33 protein-coding genes are annotated in these 26,259 nt (G+C 58.1%); 24 read left to right on the forward strand and 9 right to left on the reverse strand.

From position 1 onward, the window contains the following. On the reverse strand, positions 1 to 406 hold a 406-nt coding region (locus F8N85_RS34695; protein WP_191636292.1), incomplete at its 3' end, for a hypothetical protein. A gap of 215 nt (positions 407 to 621) precedes the next feature. Here F8N85_RS34695 and F8N85_RS35265 point away from each other — a divergent pair. The 5 genes from F8N85_RS35265 to F8N85_RS29925 all read left to right on the forward strand — a co-directional run bounded on the left by F8N85_RS35265 (position 622) and on the right by F8N85_RS29925 (position 2,849). Beyond that, positions 622 to 981, forward strand: coding sequence for a hypothetical protein (locus tag F8N85_RS35265; RefSeq protein ID WP_224795776.1), 360 nt, complete (start codon positions 622 to 624; stop codon positions 979 to 981). 41 nt (positions 982 to 1,022) lie between these two features. Then, entirely contained in the window at positions 1,023 to 1,283 is a 261-nt protein-coding gene (locus F8N85_RS29910) for a hypothetical protein (RefSeq protein ID WP_100783151.1), read from the forward strand. After that, the gene (locus tag F8N85_RS35270; protein WP_224795777.1) at positions 1,280 to 1,690 is read left to right on the forward strand and encodes a hypothetical protein; all 411 of its coding nucleotides are present in this window, start codon (positions 1,280 to 1,282) and stop codon (positions 1,688 to 1,690) included. Before F8N85_RS29910 ends, F8N85_RS35270 begins: the two co-directional genes overlap by 4 nt. 172 nt (positions 1,691 to 1,862) lie before the next feature. Continuing rightward, positions 1,863 to 2,078: a hypothetical protein gene (locus F8N85_RS29920; protein WP_150807054.1), complete on the forward strand. Its 216-nt coding sequence runs from the start codon at positions 1,863 to 1,865 to the stop codon at positions 2,076 to 2,078. A 144-nt stretch (positions 2,079 to 2,222) separates the two neighbouring features. Further along, positions 2,223 to 2,849, forward strand: coding sequence for a recombinase family protein (locus F8N85_RS29925; protein ID WP_150807055.1), 627 nt, complete (start codon positions 2,223 to 2,225; stop codon positions 2,847 to 2,849). Between the two features lie 360 nt (positions 2,850 to 3,209). Here the strand turns inward: F8N85_RS29925 and F8N85_RS29930 are convergent, their stop codons facing one another. Further along, positions 3,210 to 4,286, reverse strand: a complete 1,077-nt coding sequence (locus F8N85_RS29930) for a DUF748 domain-containing protein (protein WP_150807056.1) — start codon at positions 4,284 to 4,286, stop codon at positions 3,210 to 3,212. A gap of 127 nt (positions 4,287 to 4,413) precedes the next feature. Between F8N85_RS29930 and cysK the strand changes: the two genes are divergently transcribed. From cysK to F8N85_RS29945, 3 genes are all read left to right on the forward strand, one after another. Beyond that, the gene (cysK, locus tag F8N85_RS29935; protein WP_150807057.1) at positions 4,414 to 5,388 is read left to right on the forward strand and encodes a cysteine synthase A; all 975 of its coding nucleotides are present in this window, start codon (positions 4,414 to 4,416) and stop codon (positions 5,386 to 5,388) included. Between the two features lie 428 nt (positions 5,389 to 5,816). Next, positions 5,817 to 6,755 carry an aspartyl/asparaginyl beta-hydroxylase domain-containing protein gene (locus tag F8N85_RS29940; RefSeq protein ID WP_150807058.1) on the forward strand — a complete coding sequence of 313 codons (939 nt, stop codon included), beginning with the start codon at positions 5,817 to 5,819 and terminating at the stop codon, positions 6,753 to 6,755. 427 nt (positions 6,756 to 7,182) lie between these two features. Then, positions 7,183 to 8,046 carry a DMT family transporter gene (locus F8N85_RS29945; RefSeq protein WP_150807059.1) on the forward strand — a complete coding sequence of 288 codons (864 nt, stop codon included), beginning with the start codon at positions 7,183 to 7,185 and terminating at the stop codon, positions 8,044 to 8,046. A gap of 61 nt (positions 8,047 to 8,107) precedes the next feature. On the opposite strand, the gene F8N85_RS29950 is transcribed toward F8N85_RS29945, so the two are convergent. Both F8N85_RS29950 and F8N85_RS29955 read right to left on the reverse strand, forming a co-directional pair. Continuing rightward, on the reverse strand, positions 8,108 to 8,899 hold the full coding sequence (locus tag F8N85_RS29950) for a hypothetical protein (RefSeq protein WP_150807060.1): 792 nt from the start codon (positions 8,897 to 8,899) through the stop codon (positions 8,108 to 8,110). Between the two features lie 97 nt (positions 8,900 to 8,996). Then, entirely contained in the window at positions 8,997 to 9,995 is a 999-nt protein-coding gene (locus F8N85_RS29955) for an alpha/beta hydrolase (RefSeq protein WP_150807100.1), read from the reverse strand. Positions 9,996 to 10,119: 124 nt separating this feature from the next. On the opposite strand from F8N85_RS29955, the gene aroC reads away from it, so the two are divergent. The 6 genes from aroC to F8N85_RS29985 all read left to right on the forward strand — a co-directional run bounded on the left by aroC (position 10,120) and on the right by F8N85_RS29985 (position 14,822). Further along, positions 10,120 to 11,211, forward strand: a complete 1,092-nt coding sequence (gene aroC, locus F8N85_RS29960; RefSeq protein ID WP_150807061.1) for a chorismate synthase — start codon at positions 10,120 to 10,122, stop codon at positions 11,209 to 11,211. A gap of 34 nt (positions 11,212 to 11,245) precedes the next feature. Beyond that, positions 11,246 to 12,391 carry an MFS transporter gene (locus F8N85_RS29965; protein WP_150807062.1) on the forward strand — a complete coding sequence of 382 codons (1,146 nt, stop codon included), beginning with the start codon at positions 11,246 to 11,248 and terminating at the stop codon, positions 12,389 to 12,391. Beyond that, entirely contained in the window at positions 12,388 to 13,008 is a 621-nt protein-coding gene (locus F8N85_RS29970) for a methylthioribulose 1-phosphate dehydratase (protein ID WP_150807063.1), read from the forward strand. Before F8N85_RS29965 ends, F8N85_RS29970 begins: the two co-directional genes overlap by 4 nt. A 98-nt stretch (positions 13,009 to 13,106) precedes the next feature. Then, a complete protein-coding gene (locus tag F8N85_RS29975) occupies positions 13,107 to 13,652 on the forward strand; it encodes a 1,2-dihydroxy-3-keto-5-methylthiopentene dioxygenase (RefSeq protein WP_150807064.1) in 546 nt (181 codons plus the stop codon). 4 nt (positions 13,653 to 13,656) lie between these two features. Next, on the forward strand, positions 13,657 to 14,340 hold the full coding sequence (gene mtnC, locus F8N85_RS29980; RefSeq protein ID WP_150807065.1) for an acireductone synthase: 684 nt from the start codon (positions 13,657 to 13,659) through the stop codon (positions 14,338 to 14,340). Positions 14,341 to 14,600: 260 nt separating this feature from the next. Continuing rightward, positions 14,601 to 14,822 (forward strand): response regulator transcription factor, encoded by a 222-nt coding sequence (locus tag F8N85_RS29985; protein WP_150807066.1) that lies wholly within the window; start codon positions 14,601 to 14,603, stop codon positions 14,820 to 14,822. Between the two features lie 161 nt (positions 14,823 to 14,983). Here F8N85_RS29985 and F8N85_RS29990 read toward each other — a convergent pair whose 3' ends face one another. Further along, positions 14,984 to 15,259: a DUF3509 domain-containing protein gene (locus F8N85_RS29990; protein WP_150807067.1), complete on the reverse strand. Its 276-nt coding sequence runs from the start codon at positions 15,257 to 15,259 to the stop codon at positions 14,984 to 14,986. Positions 15,260 to 15,802: 543 nt separating this feature from the next. Between F8N85_RS29990 and F8N85_RS34700 the strand changes: the two genes are divergently transcribed. From F8N85_RS34700 to F8N85_RS30010, 5 genes are all read left to right on the forward strand, one after another. Beyond that, positions 15,803 to 15,970 carry a hypothetical protein gene (locus F8N85_RS34700; RefSeq protein WP_191636293.1) on the forward strand — a complete coding sequence of 56 codons (168 nt, stop codon included), beginning with the start codon at positions 15,803 to 15,805 and terminating at the stop codon, positions 15,968 to 15,970. A 99-nt stretch (positions 15,971 to 16,069) separates the two neighbouring features. Next, positions 16,070 to 17,908, forward strand: coding sequence for a long-chain-acyl-CoA synthetase (locus F8N85_RS29995; RefSeq protein ID WP_150807068.1), 1,839 nt, complete (start codon positions 16,070 to 16,072; stop codon positions 17,906 to 17,908). A gap of 93 nt (positions 17,909 to 18,001) precedes the next feature. Beyond that, a complete protein-coding gene (locus tag F8N85_RS30000; RefSeq protein ID WP_150807069.1) occupies positions 18,002 to 18,520 on the forward strand; it encodes an ankyrin repeat domain-containing protein in 519 nt (172 codons plus the stop codon). A 221-nt stretch (positions 18,521 to 18,741) separates the two neighbouring features. After that, on the forward strand, positions 18,742 to 19,272 hold the full coding sequence (locus F8N85_RS30005; protein ID WP_150807070.1) for a hypothetical protein: 531 nt from the start codon (positions 18,742 to 18,744) through the stop codon (positions 19,270 to 19,272). A 71-nt stretch (positions 19,273 to 19,343) separates the two neighbouring features. Continuing rightward, positions 19,344 to 19,535 carry a PLDc N-terminal domain-containing protein gene (locus F8N85_RS30010; RefSeq protein ID WP_150807071.1) on the forward strand — a complete coding sequence of 64 codons (192 nt, stop codon included), beginning with the start codon at positions 19,344 to 19,346 and terminating at the stop codon, positions 19,533 to 19,535. A 50-nt stretch (positions 19,536 to 19,585) separates the two neighbouring features. Here the strand turns inward: F8N85_RS30010 and F8N85_RS30015 are convergent, their stop codons facing one another. Next, positions 19,586 to 20,059, reverse strand: a complete 474-nt coding sequence (locus tag F8N85_RS30015; RefSeq protein WP_150807072.1) for a methylated-DNA--[protein]-cysteine S-methyltransferase — start codon at positions 20,057 to 20,059, stop codon at positions 19,586 to 19,588. A 177-nt stretch (positions 20,060 to 20,236) separates the two neighbouring features. Here F8N85_RS30015 and speE point away from each other — a divergent pair, with 177 nt between their 5' ends. After that, positions 20,237 to 21,112: a polyamine aminopropyltransferase gene (gene speE / locus F8N85_RS30020; RefSeq protein WP_150807073.1), complete on the forward strand. Its 876-nt coding sequence runs from the start codon at positions 20,237 to 20,239 to the stop codon at positions 21,110 to 21,112. Between the two features lie 98 nt (positions 21,113 to 21,210). Here the strand turns inward: speE and F8N85_RS30025 are convergent, their stop codons facing one another. Beyond that, positions 21,211 to 21,390, reverse strand: a complete 180-nt coding sequence (locus F8N85_RS30025) for a hypothetical protein (protein ID WP_150807074.1) — start codon at positions 21,388 to 21,390, stop codon at positions 21,211 to 21,213. A gap of 23 nt (positions 21,391 to 21,413) precedes the next feature. Between F8N85_RS30025 and F8N85_RS30030 the strand changes: the two genes are divergently transcribed. Next, positions 21,414 to 23,501 carry an LTA synthase family protein gene (locus F8N85_RS30030; RefSeq protein WP_150807075.1) on the forward strand — a complete coding sequence of 696 codons (2,088 nt, stop codon included), beginning with the start codon at positions 21,414 to 21,416 and terminating at the stop codon, positions 23,499 to 23,501. 70 nt (positions 23,502 to 23,571) lie between these two features. Here F8N85_RS30030 and F8N85_RS30035 read toward each other — a convergent pair whose 3' ends face one another. Next, on the reverse strand, positions 23,572 to 23,724 hold the full coding sequence (locus F8N85_RS30035; protein ID WP_150807076.1) for a DUF3309 family protein: 153 nt from the start codon (positions 23,722 to 23,724) through the stop codon (positions 23,572 to 23,574). Between the two features lie 333 nt (positions 23,725 to 24,057). Here F8N85_RS30035 and F8N85_RS30040 point away from each other — a divergent pair, with 333 nt between their 5' ends. From F8N85_RS30040 to csrA, 3 genes are all read left to right on the forward strand, one after another. Continuing rightward, entirely contained in the window at positions 24,058 to 24,873 is an 816-nt protein-coding gene (locus F8N85_RS30040; protein WP_150807077.1) for an SDR family oxidoreductase, read from the forward strand. A 64-nt stretch (positions 24,874 to 24,937) separates the two neighbouring features. Continuing rightward, positions 24,938 to 25,270, forward strand: coding sequence for a YnfA family protein (locus F8N85_RS30045; protein ID WP_150807078.1), 333 nt, complete (start codon positions 24,938 to 24,940; stop codon positions 25,268 to 25,270). Between the two features lie 221 nt (positions 25,271 to 25,491). Next, a complete protein-coding gene (gene csrA, locus F8N85_RS30050) occupies positions 25,492 to 25,677 on the forward strand; it encodes a carbon storage regulator CsrA (RefSeq protein WP_150807079.1) in 186 nt (61 codons plus the stop codon). A 4-nt stretch (positions 25,678 to 25,681) separates the two neighbouring features. On the opposite strand, the gene F8N85_RS30055 is transcribed toward csrA, so the two are convergent. Then, positions 25,682 to 25,909, reverse strand: coding sequence for a YheU family protein (locus F8N85_RS30055; RefSeq protein WP_150807080.1), 228 nt, complete (start codon positions 25,907 to 25,909; stop codon positions 25,682 to 25,684). Between the last annotated feature and the right edge of the window lie 350 nt (positions 25,910 to 26,259).

Below are 26,259 nucleotides of genomic sequence, written 5' to 3' on the forward strand. Positions count from 1 at the left end.
CGGTATGGCTCAGAACCTTGCTGGCCCTGCCGTGAATGTTGCTGCGCTGGTTCAAGGCAGAACCCAAGACTGGCGTGTCATCGCAGATGAGTGGGCTGGCGTCTGCCAGTCTCGGGGAACCGTCACGTTTGAAGGCACGGGCACCGCAACTGCGGGTTGCTCTTACAGCGTTGAAGTCAAACCCGGTCAAGGTTGGGTACTCAGCAAATACGTCGGTCAGACTTGGATGCCGGTTGAAGCCTGCGCCATTGGTCAAGACCGTGCGGTTGAGGATCGCCGCCGTATAGCTCGCGATTGTGCGCACGCGGCACGTCCCACTCCGGTCATTGCCGGTGGCTTCGCTGACAAACTCCGGGCGCTGGTGTGAGTACTGAGCGGCCTGCGCTTCGGCGCGGGCAGCACCCATCCGCTGACGACCTAGTAAAGATGAGGCTCGGATACCCCGGCTATGAGGCTCGATTGCAGAGCATGCGGGCAATGAAGCCCGCCCGGTACGCTGCTGTTATGTCCGGTGCTAGGACGTTCGATGATCCGGACTGGTGTTGCACTGAGTGCAGCGGGAACGAGCGGCACACTCGGAACCTTACGTGTCGGGCCTGCAATGGTGCCCGCGTAGCGAGCGTGTTCAAGACACTGCCCGATGGTCAGACCGTGTACGTGTCAAAAGATGATTCAGCCTCTGATAACTGGCAGCAGCGACACCTGCGAACACAGCGCCTGCTAGATCAGAAAGCCATCTTGAACCGCTTGGGGCCAGTGGTCGTCGGTCGGTACTGCCTTGAGGGTGGCTGCGTGCTGCGTGCCGGGTCCGTGGCGCTCGACACTGAGTCGCTGATGCTTGCCGTCGATGCCCTGCTGTCTGGTGATCCTGAACAGTCCCGCATTGCGATTGAACCGCTTATCCAGCAACACCGTGAACTGGCGTTGTGCGTCCGCACGATCGCCCAAGCCCTTGCGGCACCTAAACCAAATCGAACTTGATGCCTGCCCAATGGGTGGGCTGCACCTATTGGAGACATTAAATGAAAGCACGAATTACAAAGTCCGTCCTGTCCGGCATGTGCGCCGCTTTTACCCCCGACTTAACCTCGCCGTCTGGTCTGCGCTGGAACCGCTGGAACGGCACCACAGGTACGCGCAGCCGTGAAGCTGGCGACGTGGCTGGTAGCTGCACAAACTCAGGCACTTACGTCGTTACTCTGGAAGGCAGCAAGTACCTGGCTGCGGATGTCCTGCTTGCTCTGCACCGCGCCCAGCATCGCACCGCTGTGGTGTCAGCATGAGCCGCGCCCGGACAAGGATCGAGGCACGGAACCAGCAGCCGGAGATCAAACCTTGGGATGAGGAGTTCATGCTATCGGACTCGTCACCAAGTGGCCTACGGCTTCTGGTGAACGGTAATCCCAGTGTGGTGGCTGGCTGTGCGATTGAGCTGACTTGGCCACATGATAAGAGCATGGCCGAGCATTGCATCTGGCCTCGGCATTACAGTACGTCGGTGATCGTCGGCTGGGAAGGTACGGACCTCGGCGGATTCACGAAGTGGGATATGCAGCTGGAAACTGTGTCCGCTTGGGTTGTCCGTGAAATCCTGCTGGAACACGCCGCGCGTGCTCAGCAGATTCAATTGCTGGAACAGCATCTGGAACAGCATCTGGAACAGCATCTGGAACAACTGGAAGTGGCCTAACGGCTGCTTCCCTTTTTGGCTCTGGCCCTGCGACCTAAAAATATTATATCCACCCGAGTGGGTCCCTCCACTGAAGGCACAGCAACCGCCCCCATGGCCCCTCGATCCTGAACGTCGGCAGATGCCCAGCTCTGGGCTAGGATGATCGCTCCCCACTTCAAGGATGATCGTCATGCCAGACCAGAACGAAGCCAACATCGCTACAGCTGATGTGCTGACTCTGTTGCTGCACAACCAACACGCACTAGCTGCCGCAATTGAAGAAGTGGCGCTATGGGCAAGGGCAACCGGTTCACCCGAAACCCATGACAACGCCATCACAGCACTCAATACGCTCGACATGAATGCATCCGCCATCACCGCTGGAATCCTCAAGCTGAGGCAATGACCGAGTGTAGTGATACGGGTATACCTGAGCCACCACTCGTCGGATAGGGTGTGGCTGTGCTGATTCGTAGTGATATGAGCCGCTTGACAACTCTAATCACCACACTAATAATCACTACACCCAAATCAACACGAGTGCATTGCCATGATGATCCGCGCATACCTCCGAGCATCCACTATCGAGCAGGATGCCACCCGCGCTAAGGAGCAGCTACGTGCCTTCGCTGTTGAGCATGGGCAGCGTGTGGCGAGCTGGTACGCCGAGAACGAATCCGGGGCCACACTGGAGCGCCCTGAGCTGTTCCGCCTGCTCTCTGACTGTGAGCCGGGGGACGTGCTGCTGGTCGAGCAGGTAGACCGACTGGCACGCCTGAATGAGTCGGACTGGTTGAAGCTCCGGGGCGAACTCCAGGCCAAGGGTGTGTTGGTTGTAGCCTTGGACCTGCCTACGTCACATCAGGCTATGCAGCCAGCCCGCAAGGGTGACGACTTCACAGGCCGGATGCTGGGCGCAATCAATACGATGCTTCTGGATATGCTCGCTGCTGTGGCCCGTAAGGACTATGAGGACCGCCGCCGCCGTCAAGCGCAGGGTATCGAGAAGGCGAAGGCCGAAGGCGCGTACAAGGGCAGGCAGATAGATGAGAGCTTGCACCAGCGTGTGCGTGAGCTGCTGGCCGACGGCAAGAGCATTCGCAAGGTTGCTGAGCTGATCGGATGCAGCACACAGACAGTGCAGCGCGTTAAGCGAGAGCTGGCCGTACCAGCGTGAGCAACCCCGAAAGCAGTACCCCTGTGCACCGTCTGAAACAACGAGAGCGCCGGACGGTGCGAGAGCATTCCCTTTGAACACTGGGGATCGGCCAGACCCCTGTGCACCACTGGCAAGCAATGCTGGATGTTGGTGCCCGGAGAGGAGTCTGATCGGTTCTGCTTGTGACACGCGCACGGTACGCACGGTGCGAGCAGATGCAGCAAATACCGCTGAAACCCCTGTGTTTACTGGGCCGAACACCTTTCCTCTTGTTTAGTCTCTGAATGGGGCGTCACATCTTGACTCGTTGCAGAGTCAGGTCGTGTCTACTCTGCAAGCGGCGCAAGAAACCGGCCGTTATCAGATCACCAGCAAAGACTAGTCCGCCGATGGCTTGGACTGTTCATAGCGGGCGTTGAACGCCTGGACAAAGCCGTTGCGCAATATCTGCAGAAACGCCTGGAACGCGCTGATGTCTCGCTGGTGAACGCTGCCTCTAAGCTCGACGCGAGTGGCGAACTGGTTTTTTCCCTGGTTCTTCAGGACTGTTTCAGTGGTACCCACCAGGGCTTCCCATACGGAACGGAACAGGCCTTTTTTCTCGTTTTCGACGTCCTGCTGCCAATTGAACACATCGACGTCCCTCAACAGCGGTTTGATATAGCCCGTGAGCTGGCCTTTTTTGGCCTGCGCCTCGATCACGACATCGCCGTGACCGGCATTGAAGTCGAACTTGCCATAGGCCGAGGCGAAGTCATTCATGCGTTTGAGCTCGATATGCCTGGCGCGCAGACGGAAATCGAATTCTTCGAAATTGCTCAGCGGATCGAAGGTCGCGGTGGTTTCCAGCGGAGCGTGCCCAAGTAGCAGGGCTTTACCTTCGAAGCGGGCGTCGCGTTTGCCTTTGACGTCGACCACGTTGGTCAGGTTGTAGACGCTGGCGTTGACCTGGGTGGCGTCCATGTTGACTGGCGGTTTCGAGTTGAAGTTGCGGAACGTGATTCGTCCGTCGTTGATCCGCACTTCGTTCAGGGTGATGGGTAGCAGCTTGCTCAATTGTGCTCGCCAGTCGGTGCCCTGGCCGGTCTGGGAGGCCTGTTTGTTGGCCCCGCCGTCGACGAAGTTCAGCTCCGGTCTGACGAACAGCACTTCGGCCACCACCGCATGGTCGTACCAGAGCGAATGCCAACTGACCGAAAGATCGATCAGTGGCGCACTGACGAAAGGCACCGGCACCTTGCCGTCGACCTTGACGATCTTCAGGCCGTTGATTCGGTAGGCGCCGCGCCACAGTGCCAGGTCGACATCGATAACCTGGCCGCGGTAGTCACCCATGTCCGCCAGTTTGTCGTTCAGGTAGTCGCGAACCAGCAAGGGCAGGGCGATGTGCAGCGCTACCAGCAGCACGACGATGCCGGCCAGGGTCCAGAGGGGCCAACTATAGCGACGTTTCATAATGTTTAGTCTCCGCCGTATAAAGCCTGTGACTGCTGTAACAAGTAGTCGTTCGTCGCAACTGGACGCCCATGGGGCCCGAGGCATACCCTTGAATGCTTCTTCAACGCTGCATAAGGACCCAGCCATGAGCCGCATTTACGCTGACAACGCCCATTCCATCGGCAATACGCCGTTGGTACAGATCAACCGCATCGCACCCCGTGGCGTGACCATTCTGGCCAAGATCGAAGGGCGCAATCCCGGGTATTCGGTCAAGTGCCGGATTGGCGCGAACATGATCTGGGACGCCGAAAGCAGTGGCAAGCTCAAGCCAGGCATGACCATCGTCGAGCCGACCTCGGGCAATACCGGCATCGGGCTGGCATTCGTCGCGGCCGCCCGTGGCTACCGGCTGGTGCTGACCATGCCGGCGTCCATGAGCATCGAGCGGCGCAAAGTCCTCAAGGCCCTGGGTGCAGAGCTGGTGCTGACGGAACCGGCCAAAGGCATGAAAGGCGCGATCGAAAAGGCCGCCGAGATTCTCGCCAGTGATCCGGCCCAGTACTTCATGCCGCAGCAGTTCGACAACCCGGCCAACCCGGCTATCCATGAAAAAACCACCGGCCCGGAAATCTGGAATGACACCGACGGTGCGGTGGATGTGCTGGTCGCGGGCGTGGGCACTGGCGGGACCCTAACCGGAGTGTCGCGCTACATCAAGCTCACTCAGGGCAAACCGATTCTGTCGGTGGCGGTGGAGCCCATAGTGTCACCGGTGATCACTCAGAAACTGGCCGGTGAAGAGATCAAGCCAAGCCCGCACAAGATCCAGGGCATCGGTGCCGGGTTTGTACCGAAAAACCTCGATCTGTCGATGGTCGACCGGGTCGAGCTGGTCAGCGATGAAGAGTCCAAGGCCATGGCCCTGCGCTTGATGCAGGAAGAGGGGATTCTGAGCGGTATTTCCTGTGGCGCCGCCATGGCGGTCGCAGTGCGTCTGGCCGAAACCCCGGAAATGCAGGGCAAGACCATCGTGGTGATTCTGCCGGACTCGGGAGAGCGTTACCTGTCGAGCATGTTGTTCAGTGATCTGTTCACTGAGCAGGAAACTCAACAATAACGACGGGATTCCTCCCGGTAGGAGCTGCCGCAGGCTGCGATCTTTTGATCTTCGCGATTATAGTATCCGCAGAAAAGATCGCAGGCTTCGCCAGCGCCGACCGAGTCCACCTGCGATGTTAGGGGATATACACAATCCCCCCGTAGGAGCTGCCGCAGGCTGCGATCTTTTGATCTTCGCGGTTGTAGTATCCGCAGAAAAGATCGCAGGCTCCTCCGCCCACCGAGTACACCCCCGCAAAGGGTATTTGCTGATCGGCATCGGCTCTCGTTCAGCTACCCTATGCGATTAAGTGCTTTATTAGGTATTCCTCAACACTGAATGTTGATTCAGGCGGTTTTTCCCGAGGCCGGGAGTGTTTATCATGGCCGGCTGCCGTGTCGGGTAAATGACAGGGTGCAGAGTTACTGACTATCAGGGAGTGGGTCATGAGCTTTTCCTTCGCTGCGAAGGCGTCGGTGTTGCTGCTGTTTTTGGGTAGCACGCTTTTTGTCCATTTACGTGGCAAGGCGCGTTTGCCGGTGTTGCGTCAGTTCGTCAACCATTCAGCACTGTTCGCTCCTTACAACGCCTTGATGTATCTGTTCTCTGACGTGCCGTCCACACCCTATCTGGATCGCAGCAAGTTCCCGGAACTGCAGGTGCTCAAGGACAACTGGGAAGTCATTCGCGACGAAGCCATGCACCTGTTCGACGAGGGCTACATCCGCGCCGCCGAGAAAAACAACGACGCCGGCTTCAGTTCGTTCTTCAAGAGGGGCTGGAAGCGTTTCTACCTCAAGTGGTACGACAAACCGCTGCCATCGGCCGAGGCACTGTGCCCGAGAACGGTGGCGCTGCTCAGTACTATCCCCAACGTAAAAGGCGCGATGTTCGCGTTGCTGCCAGGCGGCAGTCACCTCAACCCGCACCGCGATCCATTCGCCGGCTCCCTGCGATATCACCTGGGATTGTCGACACCCAATTGTGACGATTGCCGGATTTTCGTCGACGGTCAGCAATATGCCTGGCGCGATGGCGAGGACGTGATATTTGACGAAACCTACGTACACTGGGTGAAGAACGACACCGACAAGACCCGGGTCATCCTGTTCTGTGACATCGAGCGCCCGCTGAGCAACCGCCTCATGATCGGCATCAACCGCAGGATCAGTGGTCTGTTGGGCCGCGCCACTGCGCCGCAGAACCTCGATGACGAACGCGTCGGCGGGATCAACCGGGTCTATGCCTGGAACAAGCGCTCCAGCGACAACTTCAGCGGCGTGATCAAACAGTGGAAACGCCGCAATCCGAAGCTTTATCGAATTTTGCGTCCGGTACTGGCGGTGTTGGTGCTGACGTTGCTGGGGTATTGGCTGTTTGGTTGATGCCGGTTTCTGAACGAAAAAACCGCTCCTACAGAGACCTCATCACGTTGGCTGTCGTTACTGGTTTTTTGGCTAAGTCGTTGCAATATATATCGGGCGCTGGTTATAGTCGGCGCCCGGTGCGTTCCATAACCCACCTGCCTTCTCTCATCAAAAAAGATCAGCGCATGCCAGTTTCCCTCATCAACGCGGTAGTCGATTCAGCGGTCAACGCTGGCGTCGTGCCGTGCGGGAATCAGCAACCTGTGCAGATCAGTCATTACCCCCCACCTGTCAGTAGCACGCCGGTGTGCGCAGTTGTATCACCGCCAGGCGTTGGCTTCTCGGGCTGATCAGCTTCGTTTGCTGTTCCCTGTGCCCGCCTGAAAAAACTACTGGACTTCAGCCTTTGCTGAGTTGGCTTTTTGCCTGATTACAGGTGGTATCCATGTTTGTCATTTCGAAACAATCCGTGGCCGCGGCGGCCTCGACGAGTCTGTTCGTCCTGCTCTGGAGCAGCGGGGCGATCTTCTCTAAATGGGGACTGGCCCACGCCTCGCCCTTTGCCTTCTTATTGATCCGCTTTGCCATTGCGCTGCTCGGGCTGGTGCTGTTGATGCCGTTGCTCAAGCTCAAACTGCCCCGTGGCGGCAAACCCATGCTCTATGCAGCGGCCACCGGAGTAATGCTGCTGGGGGCTTATCAGATTTTCTATCTGCTGGCCCTCGACTTGAAGGTCACCCCCGGCGTTATGGCGACGATCATGGGGGTTCAACCGATCCTCACGGTGATGCTGATCGAGCGTCGGCGCTCCTGGAGCCGGATCTTCGGACTGGCACTGGGGTTGGCGGGGCTGATCATGGTGGTTTACCAAGGTATTGGCCTCGCCGGAATGTCCTTGGCGGGGATGCTCTTCGGTTTGCTGGCGCTGGCGAGCATGACCTTTGGCTCGATCATGCAGAAGCGCATCACTGATAATCCGCTGGGCACTTTGCCGCTGCAGTACCTGGCCGGTCTGTTGCTGTGCGGGGTGTTTGTGCCGTTTCAGCCGTTCCACTTCGAACACAGCACGGGGTTTATCGTGCCGGTGATCTGGATGGGCCTGGTGGTTTCGGTGTTGGCGACCTTGCTGCTGTATCGCTTGATCGCCCGGGGCAATCTGGTGAATGTCACCAGCCTGTTCTACCTGGTACCAGCAGTGACTGCGGTAATGGACTACCTGTTTTTCGGCAACAAACTGGCGACATTGAGCATGCTTGGCATGCTGCTGATCATTGTCGGACTGGTGTTTGTGTTCCGTAAAGCCAGCTGATTGGAGGTGTTGGCGGAGCCTTCGGCGTTGTCGAAGGCTCCGGCCGATCAGTCGCTTTTGCTTAGCGGTGTGTGGCAATCCAGATCAACAACCCGGCCTGGAATACCGAGAACGCCACCAGGCAGGTGATGGTGAAGCGCAACCCGGTGTCGTCGCGCTGGAACCGGGTAACCTTTTCTTCCTGTTTACGCAGTTTGACTTCCTGTTCCGCCAGGTTCTGCTCGGCTTGCTGGAGCATCTGCGCGGCTTCGAGGATTTCCACGAACTGCAGTTTTTCAGTGTTCCAACCCGCCCGCAATTCACCGACCGGGGTGTCTTTCACGCTGCCCTTCAAGTGCTGAGCATCGGCGTACACCACTTCGAAACCATGGGCTTTCAAAGAGTGATCGCGGCGCAGGCGGGTGTCCTCGTTGAGGGCATCCTTGTTCGCCAGATCGAAACCGTCGACGTGGTAGCGCGACCATTTTTTCTGCGCCCAGGAGATGCCCTGAGCCATCAGAAAGCGGCCGATCCCACGGTTCAAAGGCTCTGTCTGCAAACCGCTTTCAGGGCTGAAATGGACCCGGCGGGTGGCGTGATCGACCCACACATCCAGGTGGTTCTGTTCTTTGCGTACCCGCTGATTAGGCAGCTGGATACTCATCCTGAGCAGGCTGCGTTCCTTGTCAGTGCGCTCGGCATAACCGAACTCGACAAAGCGCAGCGGCCGTGCGCCGGTGGTGCGGTCAGTTTGCAGCGGCGCCAGGCGGAGCATCCGGTGGTGCTCAGCATTGACGTCCGCCCACGGCAACTCGACCACTTGCGGGGCGGTTTCATCGACTGCGATTTCGGGTGAGTTCCGGGTTTCTGTCATAACGGCGAGATCCTGTCAGCCCTGCTTGCCGACAGCAAATGAACTGTCGGCATAGGCTTATCGGCCGTTTTTTTCAGGACTGGAGGGTGAAAGCCGCTTAACTGGCGCGAAGACCTTCAATGAAGCTCAAGATATGCGCGCCCAACTCGACGGCCAGCGGCAGCTGCGGGTCTTTGTAAGAGGCCAGTTGGCGCTTGATATCATTGGGCACGATGCGCATGACGTGGTTCATGCCTTCGATCAGCGCCAGTTCGGCGTCCGGTTTGGCGGCCTTGAGCATCTGCGCATCACCGACGCCGACCTGGATGTCGTTGCTGCCCTGAATGATCAAGGCCGGCATTTTCAGCCTGGCGAAGGCTGCTGCCGGATCCTGGCGAAACAGGCTGATCAGATACGGCTGCACGCTGGGGCGGAAAATGACCTCCAGTTGCGGTGGCACAGCGTTGTCGACGTGACCGGCCTTGAGGCTGTCGAGCAACTGATTGCTGCGCAGCACCAGCGGCGGTGGCAGGCGATAGCTCAACTGCTGGCGCAGCACCTGGTCGATCGGACGGGCGCTGCCGGAGACCGAAATCACCGCTGCGGCATCCACGGTGGGCGCGGCGAGGCTGGCAATCAGCGCGCCTTCGCTGTGCCCGAGCAGGATCAGGTTACCGAAGCGAGGATCGGTCTTGAGCTGCCGACCCCAAGCCACGGCGTCGGCCACATAGGCATCGAGTGTCAGGTTGCGTTCGTCGGGTGTCGCTGCCAGGCTGGCGGCCACGCCACGTTTGTCGTAACGCACGCTGGCGATGTTGTGTTTGGCCAGCACCCAGGCCAGGCGCTTGAGGCTGTCGTTGCGCCCGCCATCGGGGTTGTTGCCGTCGCGGTCGGTGGGGCCGGAGCCGGAGATGATCAATACCACCGGCACCGGGGTGTCGGATTTGGGCAGCAACAACGAGCCATGTAACTCGCCGTTGCCAGTGTCCAGGCTGACCGGGCGTTGTAGAACGGTGGCCTGGACCAGGCCGGTAAACAGTGTAAGGCTCAAGGCAAGAACTCGCAGCATCATCACGCCATCATGAACAAGGTGCCGGTTTGACTCACAGACACCGATAAGGTTCGAGGATGAACTAGTCGGGTAGCCTGCGTATACTGGCGCGCACTTGGTTACCAAGGCTTATTTATAAGCTTAGATTATCCCGGTTGAGTAACTTCAGCGATTACACGGAGCGCCCTGCATGTCCGGCAATACCTACGGCAAGCTGTTCACTGTCACCACCGCGGGCGAAAGCCATGGTCCGGCGTTGGTCGCCATTGTCGATGGCTGCCCGCCAGGCCTCGAGCTGTCGCTGGAGGACCTGCAGCGCGATCTGGATCGGCGCAAGCCTGGCACCAGCCGCCACACCACCCAGCGCCAGGAAGCCGACGAAGTCGAAATTCTCTCCGGGGTTTTCGAAGGCCGGACCACTGGTTGCCCGATCGGTCTGCTGATTCGTAATACCGACCAGAAGTCCAAGGACTACTCGGCGATCAAGGATCTGTTCCGTCCGGCCCATGCCGATTACACCTATCACCACAAGTACGGTGAACGCGACTATCGCGGCGGCGGGCGCAGCTCGGCGCGGGAAACCGCCATGCGGGTAGCGGCCGGCGCTATTGCAAAGAAATTCCTGGCCAGCCAGGGCATCGTGATCCGTGGCTATATGAGCCAGCTGGGGCCGATCGAAATTCCGTTCAAGACCTGGGATTCGGTGGAAGAGAACGCCTTCTTCTGTCCTGATCCGGACAAAGTGCCGGAGCTTGAAGCCTACATGGACCAGTTGCGCCGTGATCAGGACTCGGTCGGAGCGAAGATCACCGTGGTCGCCGAGGGTGTGATGCCGGGTCTGGGCGAGCCGATTTTCGACCGCCTCGACGCGGAACTGGCCCATGCGCTGATGAGCATCAATGCGGTCAAGGGCGTGGAAATCGGCGCCGGATTCGCCAGCGTCGCCCAGCGCGGCACCGAGCACCGTGACGAAATGACCCCCGAAGGTTTCCTCAGCAACAATGCTGGCGGGATTCTCGGCGGGATTTCCTCCGGGCAGCCGATCGTTGCGCACTTGGCCCTCAAGCCGACCTCGAGCATCACCACGCCGGGCCGCTCCATCGATGTCCACGGCAACCCGGTGGACGTCATCACCAAAGGCCGCCACGACCCGTGCGTCGGCATCCGCGCCACGCCGATCGCCGAGGCGATGATGGCCATCGTGCTGATGGACCACTTGCTGCGCCATCGCGGGCAGAATGCCGACGTGCGGGTCAGCACACCGGTGCTGGGCCAGCTGTAATGGCGGCCTTCGCAGTCGCCACGGTCTGACAGCCGTGGCGACGCTGCCGTACTGGCGGCTATCCAGTTTCTATCTGTTCTATTTCGCCTTGCTCGGTTCGACAGCGCCGTTTCTGGCGCTGTACTTCGATCACCTGGGTTTTTCCAGCGCGCGCATTGGCGAACTGGTGGCGATTCCGATGCTGATGCGCTGCGTGGCGCCGAATATCTGGGGTTGGCTGGGTGACTACACAGGGCGCCGACTGGCGATTGTACGCTTCGGGGCAGTCTGTACGCTGCTGACCTTCTCGCTGATCTTCGTCAGCAAGAGCTATGCCTGGCTGGCGATGGTCATGGCCCTGCATGCTTTTTTCTGGCACGCGGTATTGCCGCAATTCGAAGTGATCACCCTGGCGCACTTGAACGGTCAGACTCACCGTTACAGTCAGATCCGCCTGTGGGGATCCATCGGATTTATCATCACGGTGGTGGCCCTCGGAAGTTTGTTCGAATGGCTGAGCCTGGACATCTACCCGGTGACGCTGGTGGTGATCATGGGCGGGATTGTCGTCAGCAGCGCCTGGGTGCCAAATGCTCAGCCTGTCCAGGGCAGCCGTCTGACCGGTGAAGGATTTCTCAAGCAATTACGCAGTCCCGGCGTGCTGGCGTTTTATGCCTGCGTGGCGCTGATGCAATTGAGTCATGGGCCGTATTACACCTTCCTGACCCTGCACCTTGAGCATCTGGGTTACAGCCGTGGCTTGATTGGCATGCTCTGGGGCCTGGGTGTGGTCGCCGAAGTATTGATGTTCCTGGGCATGAGCAAGATTCTGGCGCGCTTCTCGGTGCGCCGGGTGTTGATGGCGAGTTTCCTGCTGGCTGCGTTGCGCTGGCTGCTGCTTGGCTCCTTTGCCGAGTTCTTGTGGGTGTTGCTGTTTGCGCAAATTTTGCACGCGGCCACCTTTGGCAGCTTTCACGCGGCTGCCATCCATTTCGTGCAACGTAGCTTCGGCGCTCGCCAGCAAGGTCAGGGCCAGGCCCTGTATGCCGCACTGGCCGGCACCGGCGGTGCGTTGGGTGCGTTGTATTCCGGCTATAGCTGGAATGCCCTGGGGGCGACATTGACGTTTAGCATTGCCAGCCTCGCAGCTCTGGCTGCAGCCGTTATCATTGCCACTCGTATGCAAGAGGACAGGCCATGAGCCTTACCCGCGAACAGCTAGCCCTGGAAATCATCGAAGCCGGGCGTTTTCTCTATGGCCGCGGCTGGTCACCGGCCACCAGCAGCAATTATTCGACCCGCTTGTCGCCCAGCCAGGCCTTGCTGACCGTCTCTGGCAAGCACAAGGGGCAGTTGGGCCCGGATGACGTGTTGGCCACCGACCTGGCCGGCAACAGCCTGGAGCCGGGTAAGAAACCCTCGGCCGAAACCCTGCTGCATACCCAGCTCTACAGCTGGCGCCCGGACATCGGCGCGGTATTGCACACGCACTCGGTGAATGCCACGGTGCTGTCGCGGCTGACCGCCGAAGACTTTATCGAGTTCGAAGATTACGAACTGCAAAAGGCCTTCAGCGGCGTCTCCACCCACGAATCCAGAGTGCGGGTGCCGATCTTCGATAACGACCAGGATATTGCCCGACTGGCCGCCAGGGTGCAGCCTTGGCTTGAGGCACATCCCGACTGCGTGGGTTACCTGATCCGCGGCCATGGTCTCTACACCTGGGGCGCGCGGATGAGCGATGCGCTGCGGCAGATCGAAGCCTTTGAATTTTTGTTCGAGTGCGAGTTGAAGACCCGCTCAGTGCTCAACCGTTAACCGCTTACTTCTTCAGAAGTAGCCTGCCGTCTGATGAAACGCATCACCTGACCGACCTGTAAGCCTGCGGGTGATGATGATACCGAGGAGTTGCCAGCATGAGCAGCCTGTCCGTTTACCACGTATCCAGCCCGGAACTGCCGAACAAGGTTCTGACCCACTTCGACGATATTGCCTCGACCCTGGCCGACAAAGGCGTGCGCTTCGACCGCTGGCAAGCTGCTACGAAGATCCAGCCTGGTGCCAGTCAGGAGGAAGTGATCGCCGCCTATCAGGAGCAGATCGACCGCTTGATGACCGAGCGTGGATACGTCACCGTCGATGTCATCAGCCTTAACAGTGATCACCCGCAAAAAGCCGAACTGCGGGCCAAATTCCTTGATGAACACCGCCATGGCGAAGACGAGGTGCGCTTTTTCGTCGCCGGACGGGGTCTGTTTACCTTGCACATCGATGATTACGTGTACGCCGTACTCTGCGAGAAGAACGACCTGATCTCGGTGCCCGCCGGCACGCCGCACTGGTTCGACATGGGCGAGAACCCGCACTTCGTGGCCATTCGCATGTTCAACAATCCCGAGGGCTGGGTAGCCCAGTTCACCGGCGAAGACATTGCCCGCCGTTTTCCTGGCCTGGAGGACTGAGCGAATGTCGATCAAAGCCATCCTCACCGACATCGAAGGCACCACCAGCGCGGTGAGTTTCGTGTTTGAGGTGCTGTTTCCCTATGCCGCAAAACATCTTCCGGAGTTTGTCCGGCACAATGCCGATCGACCGGACGTAGCCGAGCAACTGCAGGCGGTACGTCAGGACAGTGGAGAGCCGACGGCTGACGTCGAGCGGGTCATTCAGATCCTCTTGAACTGGATCGCTGAAGACCGCAAGGCCACGCCGCTCAAGGCCTTGCAAGGGATGGTCTGGGAGCAGGGCTATCTGGCTGGGCAACTCAAAGGACACGTCTATCCGGATGCGGTCGAAGCGCTCAAGCGCTGGCAGCAGGATGGCTATCAACTCTTTGTTTATTCATCCGGGTCGATCCAGGCCCAGCGGCTGATTTTTGGTTGCTCCGAGGCGGGTGATTTGACGCCGCTGTTCAGTGGCTATTTTGACACCACGTCGGGGCCCAAGCGCGAAGCTCAGTCCTATCAGCGGATTGCACAGTCCATTGGCTTTCAATCCCGGCAGATTCTGTTCCTGTCCGATATCGTCCAGGAGCTGGATGCGGCGCGGGAAGCGGGGATGGCCACCTGCGGGCTCGTGCGCGATGGCGGTGAGCTGGCAGGGCATCTGAACGTGAGCAGTTTTGCGCAAATAGACCCGTCAACGTTCTAAGTTGAAATGGCTGACTAGTGATAAGCAGTGCCAGTAGTCAGCCGAGCGCCATTGGGCGACGTTCAAACGCTGACCAAAGTTATCTTCCTTAGGTGGTGTAGGAAGGTGCTTGTTAGTTTGTAGCTCTTTGCCCTTTAGTGCCTTGTGTCCTTGTTAAATCTCATGTCTGTGTAACCCTTCGCCTCCGCGTGCATGGCTGGTCAACGCAATGTTTATGTTGGCAGTGGTGCGATAGGTCGAGGTGAGAGGGAGGGTTATGAATGAGAAGTCGACAGCGCCCGGTCGGCAAGCCTTTGAGCGAAAAGGAACTGGAAATCCTGCGCTGGGCCAGGGCCGGGAAAACGGTGTGGGAGATCAGTGTGATTCGGGCCATATCCCAAGCCACGGTCAAATTCCACTTGAGCAACATCTACTGCAAGCTGGAAGTGACCAATAGAGCTCAGGCTGTAGGCGAGGCGTTGAACAGGGGATTGCTGAATTGACCCCCCCAAACGACGTTGGGCCGTGAAGCCTGAAGGCTTGCACGACCCCGTAGGAGTTGCCGCAGGCTGCGATCTTTTGATCTTCATTCGCGGCGCAATAATTTGGCGTCGATCAAACAACCAGCATCGCACTCTTCGCCAGCTCCTACACCACTACTGATTCAAACCGAGTGATAGGTCGGCAAGGCAAAGCGGTGTTGACTCTGTAACATCGAAATCTGTGGCAGTTCGCTGGCCTGTTCCGCCAAGTCGCGGCGAATGGCGCTGATCACCCAGGACAGTTGGTCGCCGGCATGCAGCTGTGCATAGGAAATCGATCGTTTGAGCTGTTTTTCGCTATTACGCAGCGTCAGCAAGATACCGCCGTCAGGCCGTGCCTGGATGGTGACTTCGAAGTTGGAGAACAAAGACGCGAATTTTTCTTGGATCAGGCTCATGTCTATCAGCTCCGTTAATTGCTTGAATGGCAAGCGTGGAGTGATAGGTGCAGTGATTGTGCCAGTATTGAGTTTTTTAAATAACTATATAAATCAACAAGTTATAGTTTCTCTAAAAATTCGCTTTCGTGCAATTTGCATGAGTCGCCATCGTGCATCCTGCATTTTGCGTGGTTTGCCGGATTTTTCGTGAGCCACAGAACCTCCGGTAACGGTCAGACCCTCGGCAGGCAGGAAAAATTCCATCGTGGGGACCGGAGGCCGCAGTGTAGAAAACCTGCATGGATCAGCGAGAAAGCGAGCGCTACTGCAGGTAGATACAAAACTTTTCAAATTCTCCATGTACAGCCGAAGAACGGCTGACGTATTTTCATCGTGTTTCACGGCTGCTGTTAACTGTTTTAGTTGAACACCGTTGAGCGCCTTTTGACGTTTAACGGTGTACAGCACCCCTATAGGTTTCAGTCGCGGACAGTGGATGTTCTGCGTCGCCGGTTGAATGGTTCGGCGTTCGCCCGATAATAAAAAAACAGGATCTCACCGATGAGCAGAATCTTTCGCGCAATCGTCAACGGCACCCGCCAACCTCGCATTCTGTACATCGACGATAGCGTCTTCATCCCGATCCACTTCAGCAAGACCGCTCCAGTCGTGCCCGCTGCCCAGCGTTGTGAGGCGAGCGAGCCTCGCGCCATTCCCTGGCCTGCCTGACGCCAGTCACCGTCTCCCTCGGTAAATCCCTTCATCGTTATCGACACTGTCCTGGCTGCCAGCCGGCGCGGCGGCGTTTTGTGTCGAACAGGAGCAACCATGAGCAGCAACTCAAACGACATGATTAGCTGGGGCATGATGCTCCGAAAGTTGCCCGCCATTGCCAAAACCATCCCGCGGATGGTCAAGGGGCTCAAGGTCGCCAATGCCAATAAGCCGAATCAACCCTGCGGTCTGGGTTGGGCATTCGAACAAGCAACGCTACGCAATCCCCAAGGTTCGGCGCTGCTCTACGGCAACGTTTCGTTAAGCTATGCCCAGGTCAACCAGTGGGCCAATCGCATTGCCCATCACCTGATTGCCCAAGGCATCGGCAAAGGTGACGTCGTCGGGATATTCATCGAGAACCGGCCCGAACTATTGGTCACAGTCTTGGCCGTCGCCAAAGTGGGCGCTATCTGCGCCATGCTCAACACTTCGCAGACTCAGCATGTGCTGGTCCATAGCCTGAACCTGGTAAAACCGCAGGCAATCGTGGTCGGGGCAGAGTTGACGGAGGTTTTTTCGGCAGTCCGCGAGCAGGTTGCCATCGATCGGAGCAGAGTCTGGTGTGTGGCCGATCAAGACACCTGTGGCGATCCCGGCGAGGTGCCCGCAGGCTATATCAACCTGATGACCGCCAGTGCCGAGTGCGCGACAGATAACCCGCTCAGCAGTCAGCAGATCTACTTCGATGATCCTTGCTTCTATATCTACACATCAGGCACCACCGGCTTGCCCAAGGCCGGGGTGTTCAAGCACGGGCGCTGGATGAGGACTTCCGTCAGCTTCGGCATGATCGCCCTGAATATGGGCCCGGCGGATGTCGTTTACTGCACCTTGCCGCTGTACCACGCCACCGGCCTTTGCGTTTGCTGGGGTTCCGCCATCTGTGGGGCATCGGGGTTTGCCATTCGCCGCAAATTCAGCGCCAGTCAGTTCTGGAATGACGTGCGCAAGTTCAATGCCACCACTATCGGTTACGTCGGTGAATTGTGTCGTTACCTGATCGACCAGCCACCGAACGCCGATGACCCTCATAACGGCGTGCTGAAAATGATCGGCAACGGCTTGCGCCCGGGGGTGTGGAGCGAGTTCAAGAAGCGCTTCGGAGTCAATCATGTCTGCGAACTGTACGCCGCCAGTGACGGCAACATCGGTTTCAGCAACATCCTCAACTTCGATAACACCATCGGTTTTTCCCTGATGTCCTGGGCGCTGGTTGAATATGCCCATGACAGCTGTATACCGATTCGCAACAAGGCCGGTTTCATGCAAAAAGTCGCCAAGGGCGCGCCGGGCCTGCTGCTGGCGAAGATCGACGACAATGCCCCACTCGATGGCTACACCGATCCGGAAAAGACCCAAAAGGTCATCCTCCATGATGTGTTCGAGAAGGGGGATTGCTACTTCAACACCGGAGACTTGCTGAGGAGTATCGGTTTTGGTCACGCACAGTTCGTTGACCGCTTGGGCGATACCTACCGCTGGAAGGGCGAGAACGTATCGACTACCGAGGTCGAGAACATTCTCCTGCAGCATCCGCATATCGCCGAGGCAGTGGCCTATGGGGTCGAGATCAGCAACACCAATGGGCGTGCCGGGATGGCCGCTATTACCCCGGCCGAATCCCTGGCCACCCTGGATTTCGGTGAACTGCTGCACTTCGCCAGGCAGCAAATGCCGGCTTACGCAGTGCCATTGTTTTTACGGGTGAAAGTGAAAATGGAGACCACCGGCACCTTCAAATATCAGAAAGTCCGGCTCAAGGACGAGGCCTTCGACCCGGCCAAAACCGGTGACGACCCGATCTACGCCTGGCTGCCGGGATCGGATACTTACGTGCGAGTAACCGAGCAAGTACTGGCGGATATTCACGGTGGCAAGTTCCGCTATTGATTCTGGCTATTGCCCGGTTTGAGAAAAAAGGGATGACAGGCTCAAGACGGCTCGGGAAACTAACGGCTTTGCGAAGTGAATGTGGAGTCCCGAATGTCAGACAAAAGCCGCCAGATGACCGAAGAAGAAGCAGCGGAGTTTGCCGAGCAGGTATTCAACGTGGCGCGTCAGGGCGATGCGCCCATGCTCGCCGCGCTGCTGAGCAAGGGCCTGCCGGTCAACCTGCGTAATCACAAGGGCGATACCTTGTTGATGCTCGCCAGCTATCACGGGCATGCCGAGGCCGTTAAGGTCCTGCTCGAGCACAAGGCCGATCCGGAGATCCGCAACGACAACGGCCAAAGTCCGATTGCCGGTGCTGCGTTCAAAGGTGACTTGCCGGTGGTCAAGGTGCTGGTCGAAGGTGGCGCCCAGGTCGAAGGTTCGTCTTTTGACGGTCGCACCGCGCTGATGATGGCGGCGATGTTCAATCGCACGGCGATTGTCGACTACCTGATCAGCAAAGGCGCCGATCCGAAGGCCAAAGACGCCAATGGGGTGACCGCGCTGGACGCGGCCAAGACCATGGGCGCGGCCGATACTACGGCGCAGCTGGAAAAACTGCTGGGCTGAGAGTTCAGGGTAAGCGCGGATCCCTGTGGGAGCGGGCTTGCCCGCGAAGCGTACTCCACGGTTTTTCAGGTGTTGCGCGTCATCGTTCATCGCGGGCAAGCCACGCTCCCACAGGTTCTGCGCATAGCCTGCGATCTTTTGCCGGTCTCTCGGATTACCTTGGGTCAAGCCTTTGCGCTATCCTTCGCGCCCTCAAATTTCCCTCGCTACAGGATCCATCCATGAAAACCACGCTCGTTGAACTCATCGGCAAAATCAGCTCCGGGTGCATGGCCGAGGATGACGTGGCGCGGATCGCCGATGAAGCCGCGCAGGCCTACGCCGACGCGGATGCTTTCCTGGCGGCCAATCCGGATATCAACTACGACGAAACCTTTCCGATTCCGTTGGGTGAGTGGATCGTGGTCGGTAGCCTGCCGGAGACCGTGTTGTTCCAGGCCGACACCTATATGGACCTGCTCGCTCAGATCGTCGCTTCGTTCGGTCCGGGCGTCACCTTCAACATCAAGCCCAAGCAACTGGCCAAGGTCGAAGCGCTGACCGCGCTGAACCGGATCCAGATCCAGCTGAGCAGCATGAATCCGGAAAAGGGCGGTTATGTGCTGATGAATTTCAGCCAGCTGCTCGATGACGAGATTCAGGCGGTGCTGGTGTATGGCAATGACGTGCCACGGGTGCTGGAGTTGTGCGCTGAAGTCGGTATCAACGCGGCGCCTTCGCTGGAAGCATTGCGAGTGGCGATTCACGTCTGAGCGTAATAAAACGGAACCCTTCTCAAGCCCGGCTATCCTAATGGTGCAAACCATCACTTGGGAGCGACACCATGGGTTCTACCTTCAATGGTCTGGTCGGGCTGATCATCCTCGCCCTGGATATCTGGGCGATCATCAACGTTCTTAAGAGCGGCACCGAAACCGGGATGAAAATCATCTGGGTGCTGGTGATTTTCTTGCTGCCGGTACTGGGCCTGATCATCTGGGCGATTGCCGGGCCGCGGGGCAATGTACGGATATAACGGGGCGATGAAGGCTGCGATCTTTTTTCGCCCCACTGACCTGTGCTGCGTTAAATCAGCCACGCACCCTCAAGCTGCAGCAGTGCCTGCTTGCGTTCCAGTCCGCCGCCATAACCGGTGAGCGTACCGTTGCTGCCGATCACGCGGTGGCACGGGATGATGATCGATATCGGGTTGGCGCCATTGGCGGTACCGACCGCACGTACCGCTTTCGGGTTGCCGATGTGCTCGGCCAACCCGGCGTAGCTCCAGGTGTGGCCAAAAGGGATCTCCTGCAACGCCTGCCAGACCCTTTGCTGGAATGCCGTGCCCTGGGGCGCCAGGCGTACGTCGAAACGCTCACGCTTGCCCTCGAAGTACTCATCCAGTTGCCGACAGACGGTATCAAGTTGATTACCGGCTTCGAACCATTGCTCCGGCGGGATCCAGTACGGGTAGTTGTCCATGTACAACTGACGCAGCCCCTGTTCATCGCCGGCCAGCAGTAGCGGCCCGATCGGGCTTGGTAGATAACGATAAAACATCTGCTTGGCTCCCGACCTGTATCAGACACAAAGATAGAGCCAGAAGGTTCGACCTGTCATGTTCTGCGACGTAGAATGCGCGCCTTCCTAGGCCAATCGAGAGCGCAGCGTGTTGTCGATTGCCCATCATGGGCGGGTAACCGTCCGTTGCCACCAGCATTCACCGGGGGACTACCCATGACCACTTCCCAGAACAGCGAATACCTGGAAACCCTCTACGAAGGCTACGGCCAGCGTTTTCGCATGGAAAAACTGCTGCACGAAGTGCGTACCGAACATCAGCACCTGGTGATCTTCGAGAACCCGCGAATGGGGCGCGTGATGGCGCTGGACGGGGTCATCCAGACCACCGAAGCCGACGAGTTCATCTACCACGAAATGCTCACCCACGTACCGATCTTCGCCCACGGTGCCGCCAAGCGCGTGCTGATCATCGGCGGCGGTGATGGCGGCATGCTGCGTGAAGTGGCCAAACACGGCAGCATCGAACACATCACCATGGTCGAGATCGATGGCACTGTGGTCGAGATGTGCAAGGAATTTCTGCCGAACCACTCCAAGGGTGCGTTCGACGATCCGCGTCTGAATCTGGTGATCGACGACGGCATGCGTTTCGTCGCGACCACCGAAGAGAAGTTCGACGTGATCATTTCCGACTCCACCGATCCGATCGGTCCGGGCGAAGTGCTGTTCTCGGAAAACTTCTATGAGGCATGCCGCCGTTGCCTGAACGAAGGCGGCATTCTGGTGACCCAGAACGGCACGCCATTCATGCAACTGAGCGAAGTGCAAACCACTGCCGGCCGTATGCGTAGCCTGTTCCCGGACTGGCACTTCTATCAGGCAGCCGTGCCGACCTACATCGGCGGCGCGATGACCTTCGCCTGGGGCGCGACCAATACCGCGTACCGCAAATTGCCCCTCGAGACCCTGCGTCAGCGTTTCGCCGGCAGCGGCATCATCACCCGTTACTACAATCCTGAAATTCATATCGGCGCGTTTGCCCTGCCACAATATGTATTGCAGGCGGTCAACAAGCCGAGCAATGACTAAGCAGTCATGTCGATGAAAGGGCCGCAAGGCCCTTTTTTATGTGTCTAAATATGCGTTAAACGAAATTTTCACAACCACTCCAAGACAATTCGCCCGCGTTATTTCCGGCGGTCAACCTCCAGCAGTCGTATATTCCAGACCCGCAAGGCCGGGTTGAGGGCCTGCCAGTAATCAATGGCAATGCCGCGAATGATCGTGCAACATTTGCGCACCGCGTAATCCCCGCTGTCGTAATCGACAATGAGAGGGCAGGCGCAGCTGTATTTTTGAAACTTCAACTTCCAATGGGTCCTAAAACGACATGTCAATCCCGGACGCCCTGAGTCAGCAGCGAGCTTCAAGTCGCCTGCTGCAACCGACCGTCAAATCGCATCTGGCTTACACGCTGCTCTGTGCCTTGGTCATGATGGTAATGCTCTCCCTGCTGCGCGTGGCGCTGCTGGTTTATAACCGGGAAATGATCCTCGACACCCCGGCCTCGACCTTCCTCGAAGCCTTTGCCAACGGCCTGCGCTTTGACTTGCGCCTGGTGATCTACCTCTGCATCCCGCTGGTGCTGGCGTTGTTCAGTGCCCGAGCCATGGCCGCCCGCGGTTTCTTCCGCTTCTGGCTGACCCTCGTCTCCAGCATCGCGCTGTTCCTCGGCCTGATGGAGATGGACTTCTATCGCGAGTTCCATCAGCGCCTCAACGGGCTGGTCTTCCAGTACGTGAAGGAAGACCCGAAAACCGTGATGAGCATGCTCTGGTATGGCTTCCCGGTGGTTCGCTACCTGCTGGCGTGGGCCGTTGGCACCTGGCTGTTGAGCCTGGCGTTCAAAGGTGCCGACCGTGCGACCCGGCCTCGTGGTCCGTTCAGCGGTGGCAGCATAGGCACTCGGCAGATCGCCCCGTGGTACGCCCGCGTCGGTGTCTTTGTGGTGTGCCTGCTGATCTGCGTCGTGGCTGCCCGTGGCACCTTGCGCCAAGGCCCGCCACTGCGTTGGGGTGATGTCTACACTACCGATTCGAACTTCGCCAACCAGTTGGGCCTGAACGGTTCGCTGTCGTTGGTCGAGGCGGCCAAGAGCCGGTTTTCCGAACACCGTGACAATGTATGGAAGACCACGCTGCCACAGCCGGAAGCTCAGCAGACTGTGCGCGACATGCTGGTGACACCCGACGAAAAACTGGTCGACGCCGACATTGCGGCCGTACGCCGCGACTACACTCCACCGGCCGATAAGACCCTGCCGATCAAGAATGTCGTGATCATCCTCATGGAAAGCTTCGCCGGTCACTCGGTGGGCGCCCTGGGTGCAGACAGCAATATCACGCCTTACTTCGACAAACTGGCGAAAGAAGGCCTGCTGTTCGATCGTTTCTTCTCCAACGGCACCCATACCCACCAGGGTATGTTCGCCACCATGGCTTGTTTCCCGAACCTGCCCGGCTTTGAATACCTGATGCAGACTCCGGAAGGCAGCCACAAGCTGTCCGGCCTGCCGCAGTTGCTCAGCGCCCGTGACTTCGACGACGTCTATGTCTACAACGGCGATTTTGCCTGGGACAACCAGGCGGGCTTTTTCAGCAACCAGGGCATGACCACCTTCATTGGCCGCAATGACTACGTCAATCCAGTGTTTTCCGACCCGACCTGGGGCGTGTCCGACCAGGATATGTTCAACCGTGGCCTGGAAGAACTGAAAGCCCGCGAAGACAAAAAACCGTTCTATGCGTTGTTGCAAACCCTGTCCAACCACACGCCGTATGCCTTGCCGAATCCACTGCCGGTCGATCAGGTCACTGGTCGCGGTAGTTTGAATGAGCATTTGACGGCCATGCGTTACTCCGACTGGGCGCTGGGTCAATTCTTTGAGAAGGCGCGCAAAGAGCCTTACTTCAAGGAAACCCTGTTCGTCGTAGTGGGTGACCATGGTTTTGGCGACGAGCGCCAGATCACCGAAATGGACCTGGGACGCTTCAACGTACCGCTGTTGTTAATCGGCCCGGGCATCCAGGAGAAGTTCGGCAAGATTGACCACACCGTGGGCAACCAGATCGACATCGTGCCGACCATCATGGGCCGGCTCGGTGGTGAAGTGCGTCATCAGTGTTGGGGCCGCGACATGCTCAACCTGCCGCAAGGCGACACGGGTTTTGGCGTGATCAAACCGTCGGGCAGCGAACAGACGGTGGCGATTGTCACGGCCGACCGCATTCTGGTTCTGCCCAAGGGTATGGAGCCGAAGATGTACCAGTACGAACTGGGCGCCAAGCCGACTTCCGCGATCATCCCGGATGCTCCGGAAACGGCCGAGCTCAAGCTCAAGCTCGAGTCCTTCCTGCAGACGGCAACCAAAAGCCTGATCGATAACACCGCAGGCGTTGTCAACGGCATGCCGGACTAAGCGTCTGGCTCAATAAAAAAGAGGCCCACGCGGGCCTCTTTTTTTTGCAGCGTTGAAAGACGGCAGAGCGTTATATCTTGCCGAGTAACAGCAGGATCAACAGCACCACCAGGACCACACCGATGATCCCGGACGGGCCATAACCCCAACTTCTGGAGTGCGGGAAGACCGGCAGGCCACCCACCAGCAGGAGAATCAGAATAACGATAAGAATGGTGCTCATGTCGACTTCCTTATGGGTATGTACTGGAAAGACCCTAGCGGTTTTAACGACAAGCCCGACTGCAATAAAACCGAGCCCCTTAACATCTCCGACTCTCCCGATCGGCAGATAATTCCGATTGTTTCTAATGTTTTTTCGATGTCTGGCTTATTTCATTAGCAACAGCCGACAGCGTTATCGTTCTTCTTGGGTATAGCACGCTCCTGCACGTCAGCTCGGCCGGTACCGGGCGAAAGTTTGCCTGAGGTATTCAGCACTCTGATGGTGTGTGGGTGCCGGAATAACCTTCGCTACACTGCGGCTTATCTTCCCCAGAACAACAAGGCAATTCCTATGCAAAATCGCATGATGATCACCGGTGCCGGGTCCGGCCTGGGTCGCGAAATCGCTCTGCGCTGGGCCCGTGAAGGCTGGCAGTTTGCCTTGTCGGATGTCAGTGAACCCGGTTTGCAAGAAACCCTGAAACGAGTACGCGAAGCCGGTGGCGACGGCTTTGTGCAGCGTTGCGACGTACGTGATTACAGCCAGCTGACCGCGTTTGCCCAAGCCTGCGAAGAGAAGCTTGGCGGCATCGATGTGATCGTCAATAACGCCGGCGTGGCTTCGGGCGGTTTCTTCAGTGAACTGTCCCTCGAAGACTGGGACTGGCAGATCGCGATCAACCTGATGGGCGTGGTCAAAGGCTGCAAGGCGTTCTTGCCGTTGCTGGAAAAAAGCAGAGGCAAGATCATCAACATCGCCTCGATGGCGGCCTTGATGCAAGGCCCGGCCATGAGCAACTACAACGTGGCCAAGGCCGGTGTGGTGGCATTGTCCGAGAGTCTGCTGATTGAACTCGCGCACCAGGACATCGCGGTGCACGTGGTCTGCCCGTCATTCTTCCAGACCAACCTGCTGGATTCCTTCCGTGGCCCGACCCCGGCGATGAAAGCCCAGGTCGGCAAATTGCTGGAAAGCTCTCCGATCAGCGCCAGCGACATCGCCGACTACATCTACCAGCATGTCGCCGAAGGTGAGTTCATGATTCTGCCCCACGAACAAGGCCGCATGGCCTGGGCGTTGAAGCAGAAGAACCCGCAACTGCTCTACAACGAAATGACCCAGATGGCCGACAAGATGCGCGCCAAGGCTAAACAAACTGCCGGCTGAACTTGCTCGCGCGAACCTGCATCGTTAGGGTTGCCGATTCCGGCAGCCTTGACGAGACAATTGCATGCTCAATTACCTGTGGTTTTTTCTCGCGGCGCTGTTTGAAATTGCCGGTTGTTATGCGTTCTGGATGTGGTTGCGCCAAGGTAAAAGCGCCTGGTGGATTGTTCCTGCGTTGCTCAGCCTGACCCTCTTCGCAGTACTGCTGACCAAGGTCGAAGCGAGCTATGCCGGCCGCGCCTATGCGGCTTACGGTGGCATCTACATTATTGCGTCCATCGGCTGGCTGGGCGTTGTCGAGCGGATTCGTCCCTTGAGTTCCGATTGGCTGGGTGTTGCGCTCTGTGTGCTCGGCGCGAGCATCATTTTGTTGGGGCCACGTTTTTCCAGTGTCTGAATTCTTCCCGCCACCACAAATGAAGTATCTGTGCGAGCGTAAGAATTAGCTTACTCAAGCGAAGGGCGGTTTAAACAACAGTAAAAAACGAGTCTTGAAAGGGTTTTCTGTCAGGCGTGTCTGCGTGCGGCGTAGGGCGAGACTGATTGTGTGATGGCGTATTGAAGGCGATCGGCTCTCCGGGCATCTTCAAAGTCCGCTAACCCTGAAGGACGAGTGCCATGCTTGTATTAAGCCGCGTTGTGGGCGAGTTGATTTCCATCGGAGACACCATCTCCGTACGCATACTCTCGGTGAACGGCAACAGCGTTCGCTTCGGCGTCGAGGCGCCCAAGGAAGTCGAGGTCCACCGGGCGGAAGTCTACGAACGCATCCAAACGCGAACGGAAAAAACCAGACGCAGCTGATGGATCAATCAAACAGCTCTTTGGGCACGTCGTGTTTGAGCATCAACTGGCATTGCTGACTTTCCGGATCGAAAACAATCAGCGCCTGACCTTTGGTCAACGCCTGGCGAACCCGCAGCACGCGGGTTTCCAGCGGGGTTTCGTCACCATTGTCGGTGCCGTCACGGGTGACGAAGTCTTCGATCAGACGGGTCAGGGTGTCGACTTCAAGTTGGTCGTAGGGGATCAGCATAGGTACCTCGGGTAAATAATCCCGGCGATGCTACTGGGCTTGGGGCTGCGGGGCCAGCAGATACCGTCTTGACCCTCACCTGTCTCTCGCGGATGTACGCAGACTGGAACTGGCTTGCCCGCGAAGGCGGCCTGGTAGCCGGCCTGGCTCTTGATGGTGTACATATCCATTTCTGCGGTAACGGCCACTTAGGGTTTCGCCCTTACGGCGAGGCCCTTTTGTCAAACGCCACAAAAGGACCCAAAAAGGCTCACGCCCCGAGCGTACGGCCCCTCGCTAAGGCTCGGGGTTCCCTCGCTCCGGTGTCCATCATGGGGCGCCGCAATGCGGCGGAGTCAGCTTCGCTGACG

It is taken from the genome of Pseudomonas fluorescens, assembly GCF_902497875.1.
GTDB lineage: Bacteria > Pseudomonadota > Gammaproteobacteria > Pseudomonadales > Pseudomonadaceae > Aquipseudomonas > Aquipseudomonas fluorescens_BR.

Excerpts from the sequence above, each read along its gene's own strand:
- F8N85_RS29910 (WP_100783151.1), top strand. The coding sequence starts at position 1,023 with ATGAAAGCACGAATTACAAAGTCCGTCCTGTCCGGCATGTGCGCCGCT.
- F8N85_RS35270 (WP_224795777.1), top strand. The coding sequence starts at position 1,280 with ATGAGCCGCGCCCGGACAAGGATCGAGGCACGGAACCAGCAGCCGGAG.
- F8N85_RS29920 (WP_150807054.1), top strand. The coding sequence starts at position 1,863 with ATGCCAGACCAGAACGAAGCCAACATCGCTACAGCTGATGTGCTGACT.
- F8N85_RS29925 (WP_150807055.1), top strand. The coding sequence starts at position 2,223 with ATGATGATCCGCGCATACCTCCGAGCATCCACTATCGAGCAGGATGCC.
- F8N85_RS29930 (WP_150807056.1), bottom strand. The coding sequence starts at position 4,286 with ATGAAACGTCGCTATAGTTGGCCCCTCTGGACCCTGGCCGGCATCGTC.
- cysK (WP_150807057.1), top strand. The coding sequence starts at position 4,414 with ATGAGCCGCATTTACGCTGACAACGCCCATTCCATCGGCAATACGCCG.
- F8N85_RS29940 (WP_150807058.1), top strand. The coding sequence starts at position 5,817 with ATGAGCTTTTCCTTCGCTGCGAAGGCGTCGGTGTTGCTGCTGTTTTTG.
- F8N85_RS29945 (WP_150807059.1), top strand. The coding sequence starts at position 7,183 with ATGTTTGTCATTTCGAAACAATCCGTGGCCGCGGCGGCCTCGACGAGT.
- F8N85_RS29950 (WP_150807060.1), bottom strand. The coding sequence starts at position 8,899 with ATGACAGAAACCCGGAACTCACCCGAAATCGCAGTCGATGAAACCGCC.
- aroC (WP_150807061.1), top strand. The coding sequence starts at position 10,120 with ATGTCCGGCAATACCTACGGCAAGCTGTTCACTGTCACCACCGCGGGC.
- F8N85_RS29970 (WP_150807063.1), top strand. The coding sequence starts at position 12,388 with ATGAGCCTTACCCGCGAACAGCTAGCCCTGGAAATCATCGAAGCCGGG.
- F8N85_RS29975 (WP_150807064.1), top strand. The coding sequence starts at position 13,107 with ATGAGCAGCCTGTCCGTTTACCACGTATCCAGCCCGGAACTGCCGAAC.
- mtnC (WP_150807065.1), top strand. The coding sequence starts at position 13,657 with ATGTCGATCAAAGCCATCCTCACCGACATCGAAGGCACCACCAGCGCG.
- F8N85_RS29985 (WP_150807066.1), top strand. The coding sequence starts at position 14,601 with ATGAGAAGTCGACAGCGCCCGGTCGGCAAGCCTTTGAGCGAAAAGGAA.
- F8N85_RS29990 (WP_150807067.1), bottom strand. The coding sequence starts at position 15,259 with ATGAGCCTGATCCAAGAAAAATTCGCGTCTTTGTTCTCCAACTTCGAA.
- F8N85_RS34700 (WP_191636293.1), top strand. The coding sequence starts at position 15,803 with ATGAGCAGAATCTTTCGCGCAATCGTCAACGGCACCCGCCAACCTCGC.
- F8N85_RS29995 (WP_150807068.1), top strand. The coding sequence starts at position 16,070 with ATGAGCAGCAACTCAAACGACATGATTAGCTGGGGCATGATGCTCCGA.
- F8N85_RS30000 (WP_150807069.1), top strand. The coding sequence starts at position 18,002 with ATGTCAGACAAAAGCCGCCAGATGACCGAAGAAGAAGCAGCGGAGTTT.
- F8N85_RS30005 (WP_150807070.1), top strand. The coding sequence starts at position 18,742 with ATGAAAACCACGCTCGTTGAACTCATCGGCAAAATCAGCTCCGGGTGC.
- F8N85_RS30010 (WP_150807071.1), top strand. The coding sequence starts at position 19,344 with ATGGGTTCTACCTTCAATGGTCTGGTCGGGCTGATCATCCTCGCCCTG.
- F8N85_RS30015 (WP_150807072.1), bottom strand. The coding sequence starts at position 20,059 with ATGTTTTATCGTTATCTACCAAGCCCGATCGGGCCGCTACTGCTGGCC.
- speE (WP_150807073.1), top strand. The coding sequence starts at position 20,237 with ATGACCACTTCCCAGAACAGCGAATACCTGGAAACCCTCTACGAAGGC.
- F8N85_RS30030 (WP_150807075.1), top strand. The coding sequence starts at position 21,414 with ATGTCAATCCCGGACGCCCTGAGTCAGCAGCGAGCTTCAAGTCGCCTG.
- F8N85_RS30035 (WP_150807076.1), bottom strand. The coding sequence starts at position 23,724 with ATGAGCACCATTCTTATCGTTATTCTGATTCTCCTGCTGGTGGGTGGC.
- F8N85_RS30040 (WP_150807077.1), top strand. The coding sequence starts at position 24,058 with ATGCAAAATCGCATGATGATCACCGGTGCCGGGTCCGGCCTGGGTCGC.
- F8N85_RS30045 (WP_150807078.1), top strand. The coding sequence starts at position 24,938 with ATGCTCAATTACCTGTGGTTTTTTCTCGCGGCGCTGTTTGAAATTGCC.
- csrA (WP_150807079.1), top strand. The coding sequence starts at position 25,492 with ATGCTTGTATTAAGCCGCGTTGTGGGCGAGTTGATTTCCATCGGAGAC.
- F8N85_RS30055 (WP_150807080.1), bottom strand. The coding sequence starts at position 25,909 with ATGCTGATCCCCTACGACCAACTTGAAGTCGACACCCTGACCCGTCTG.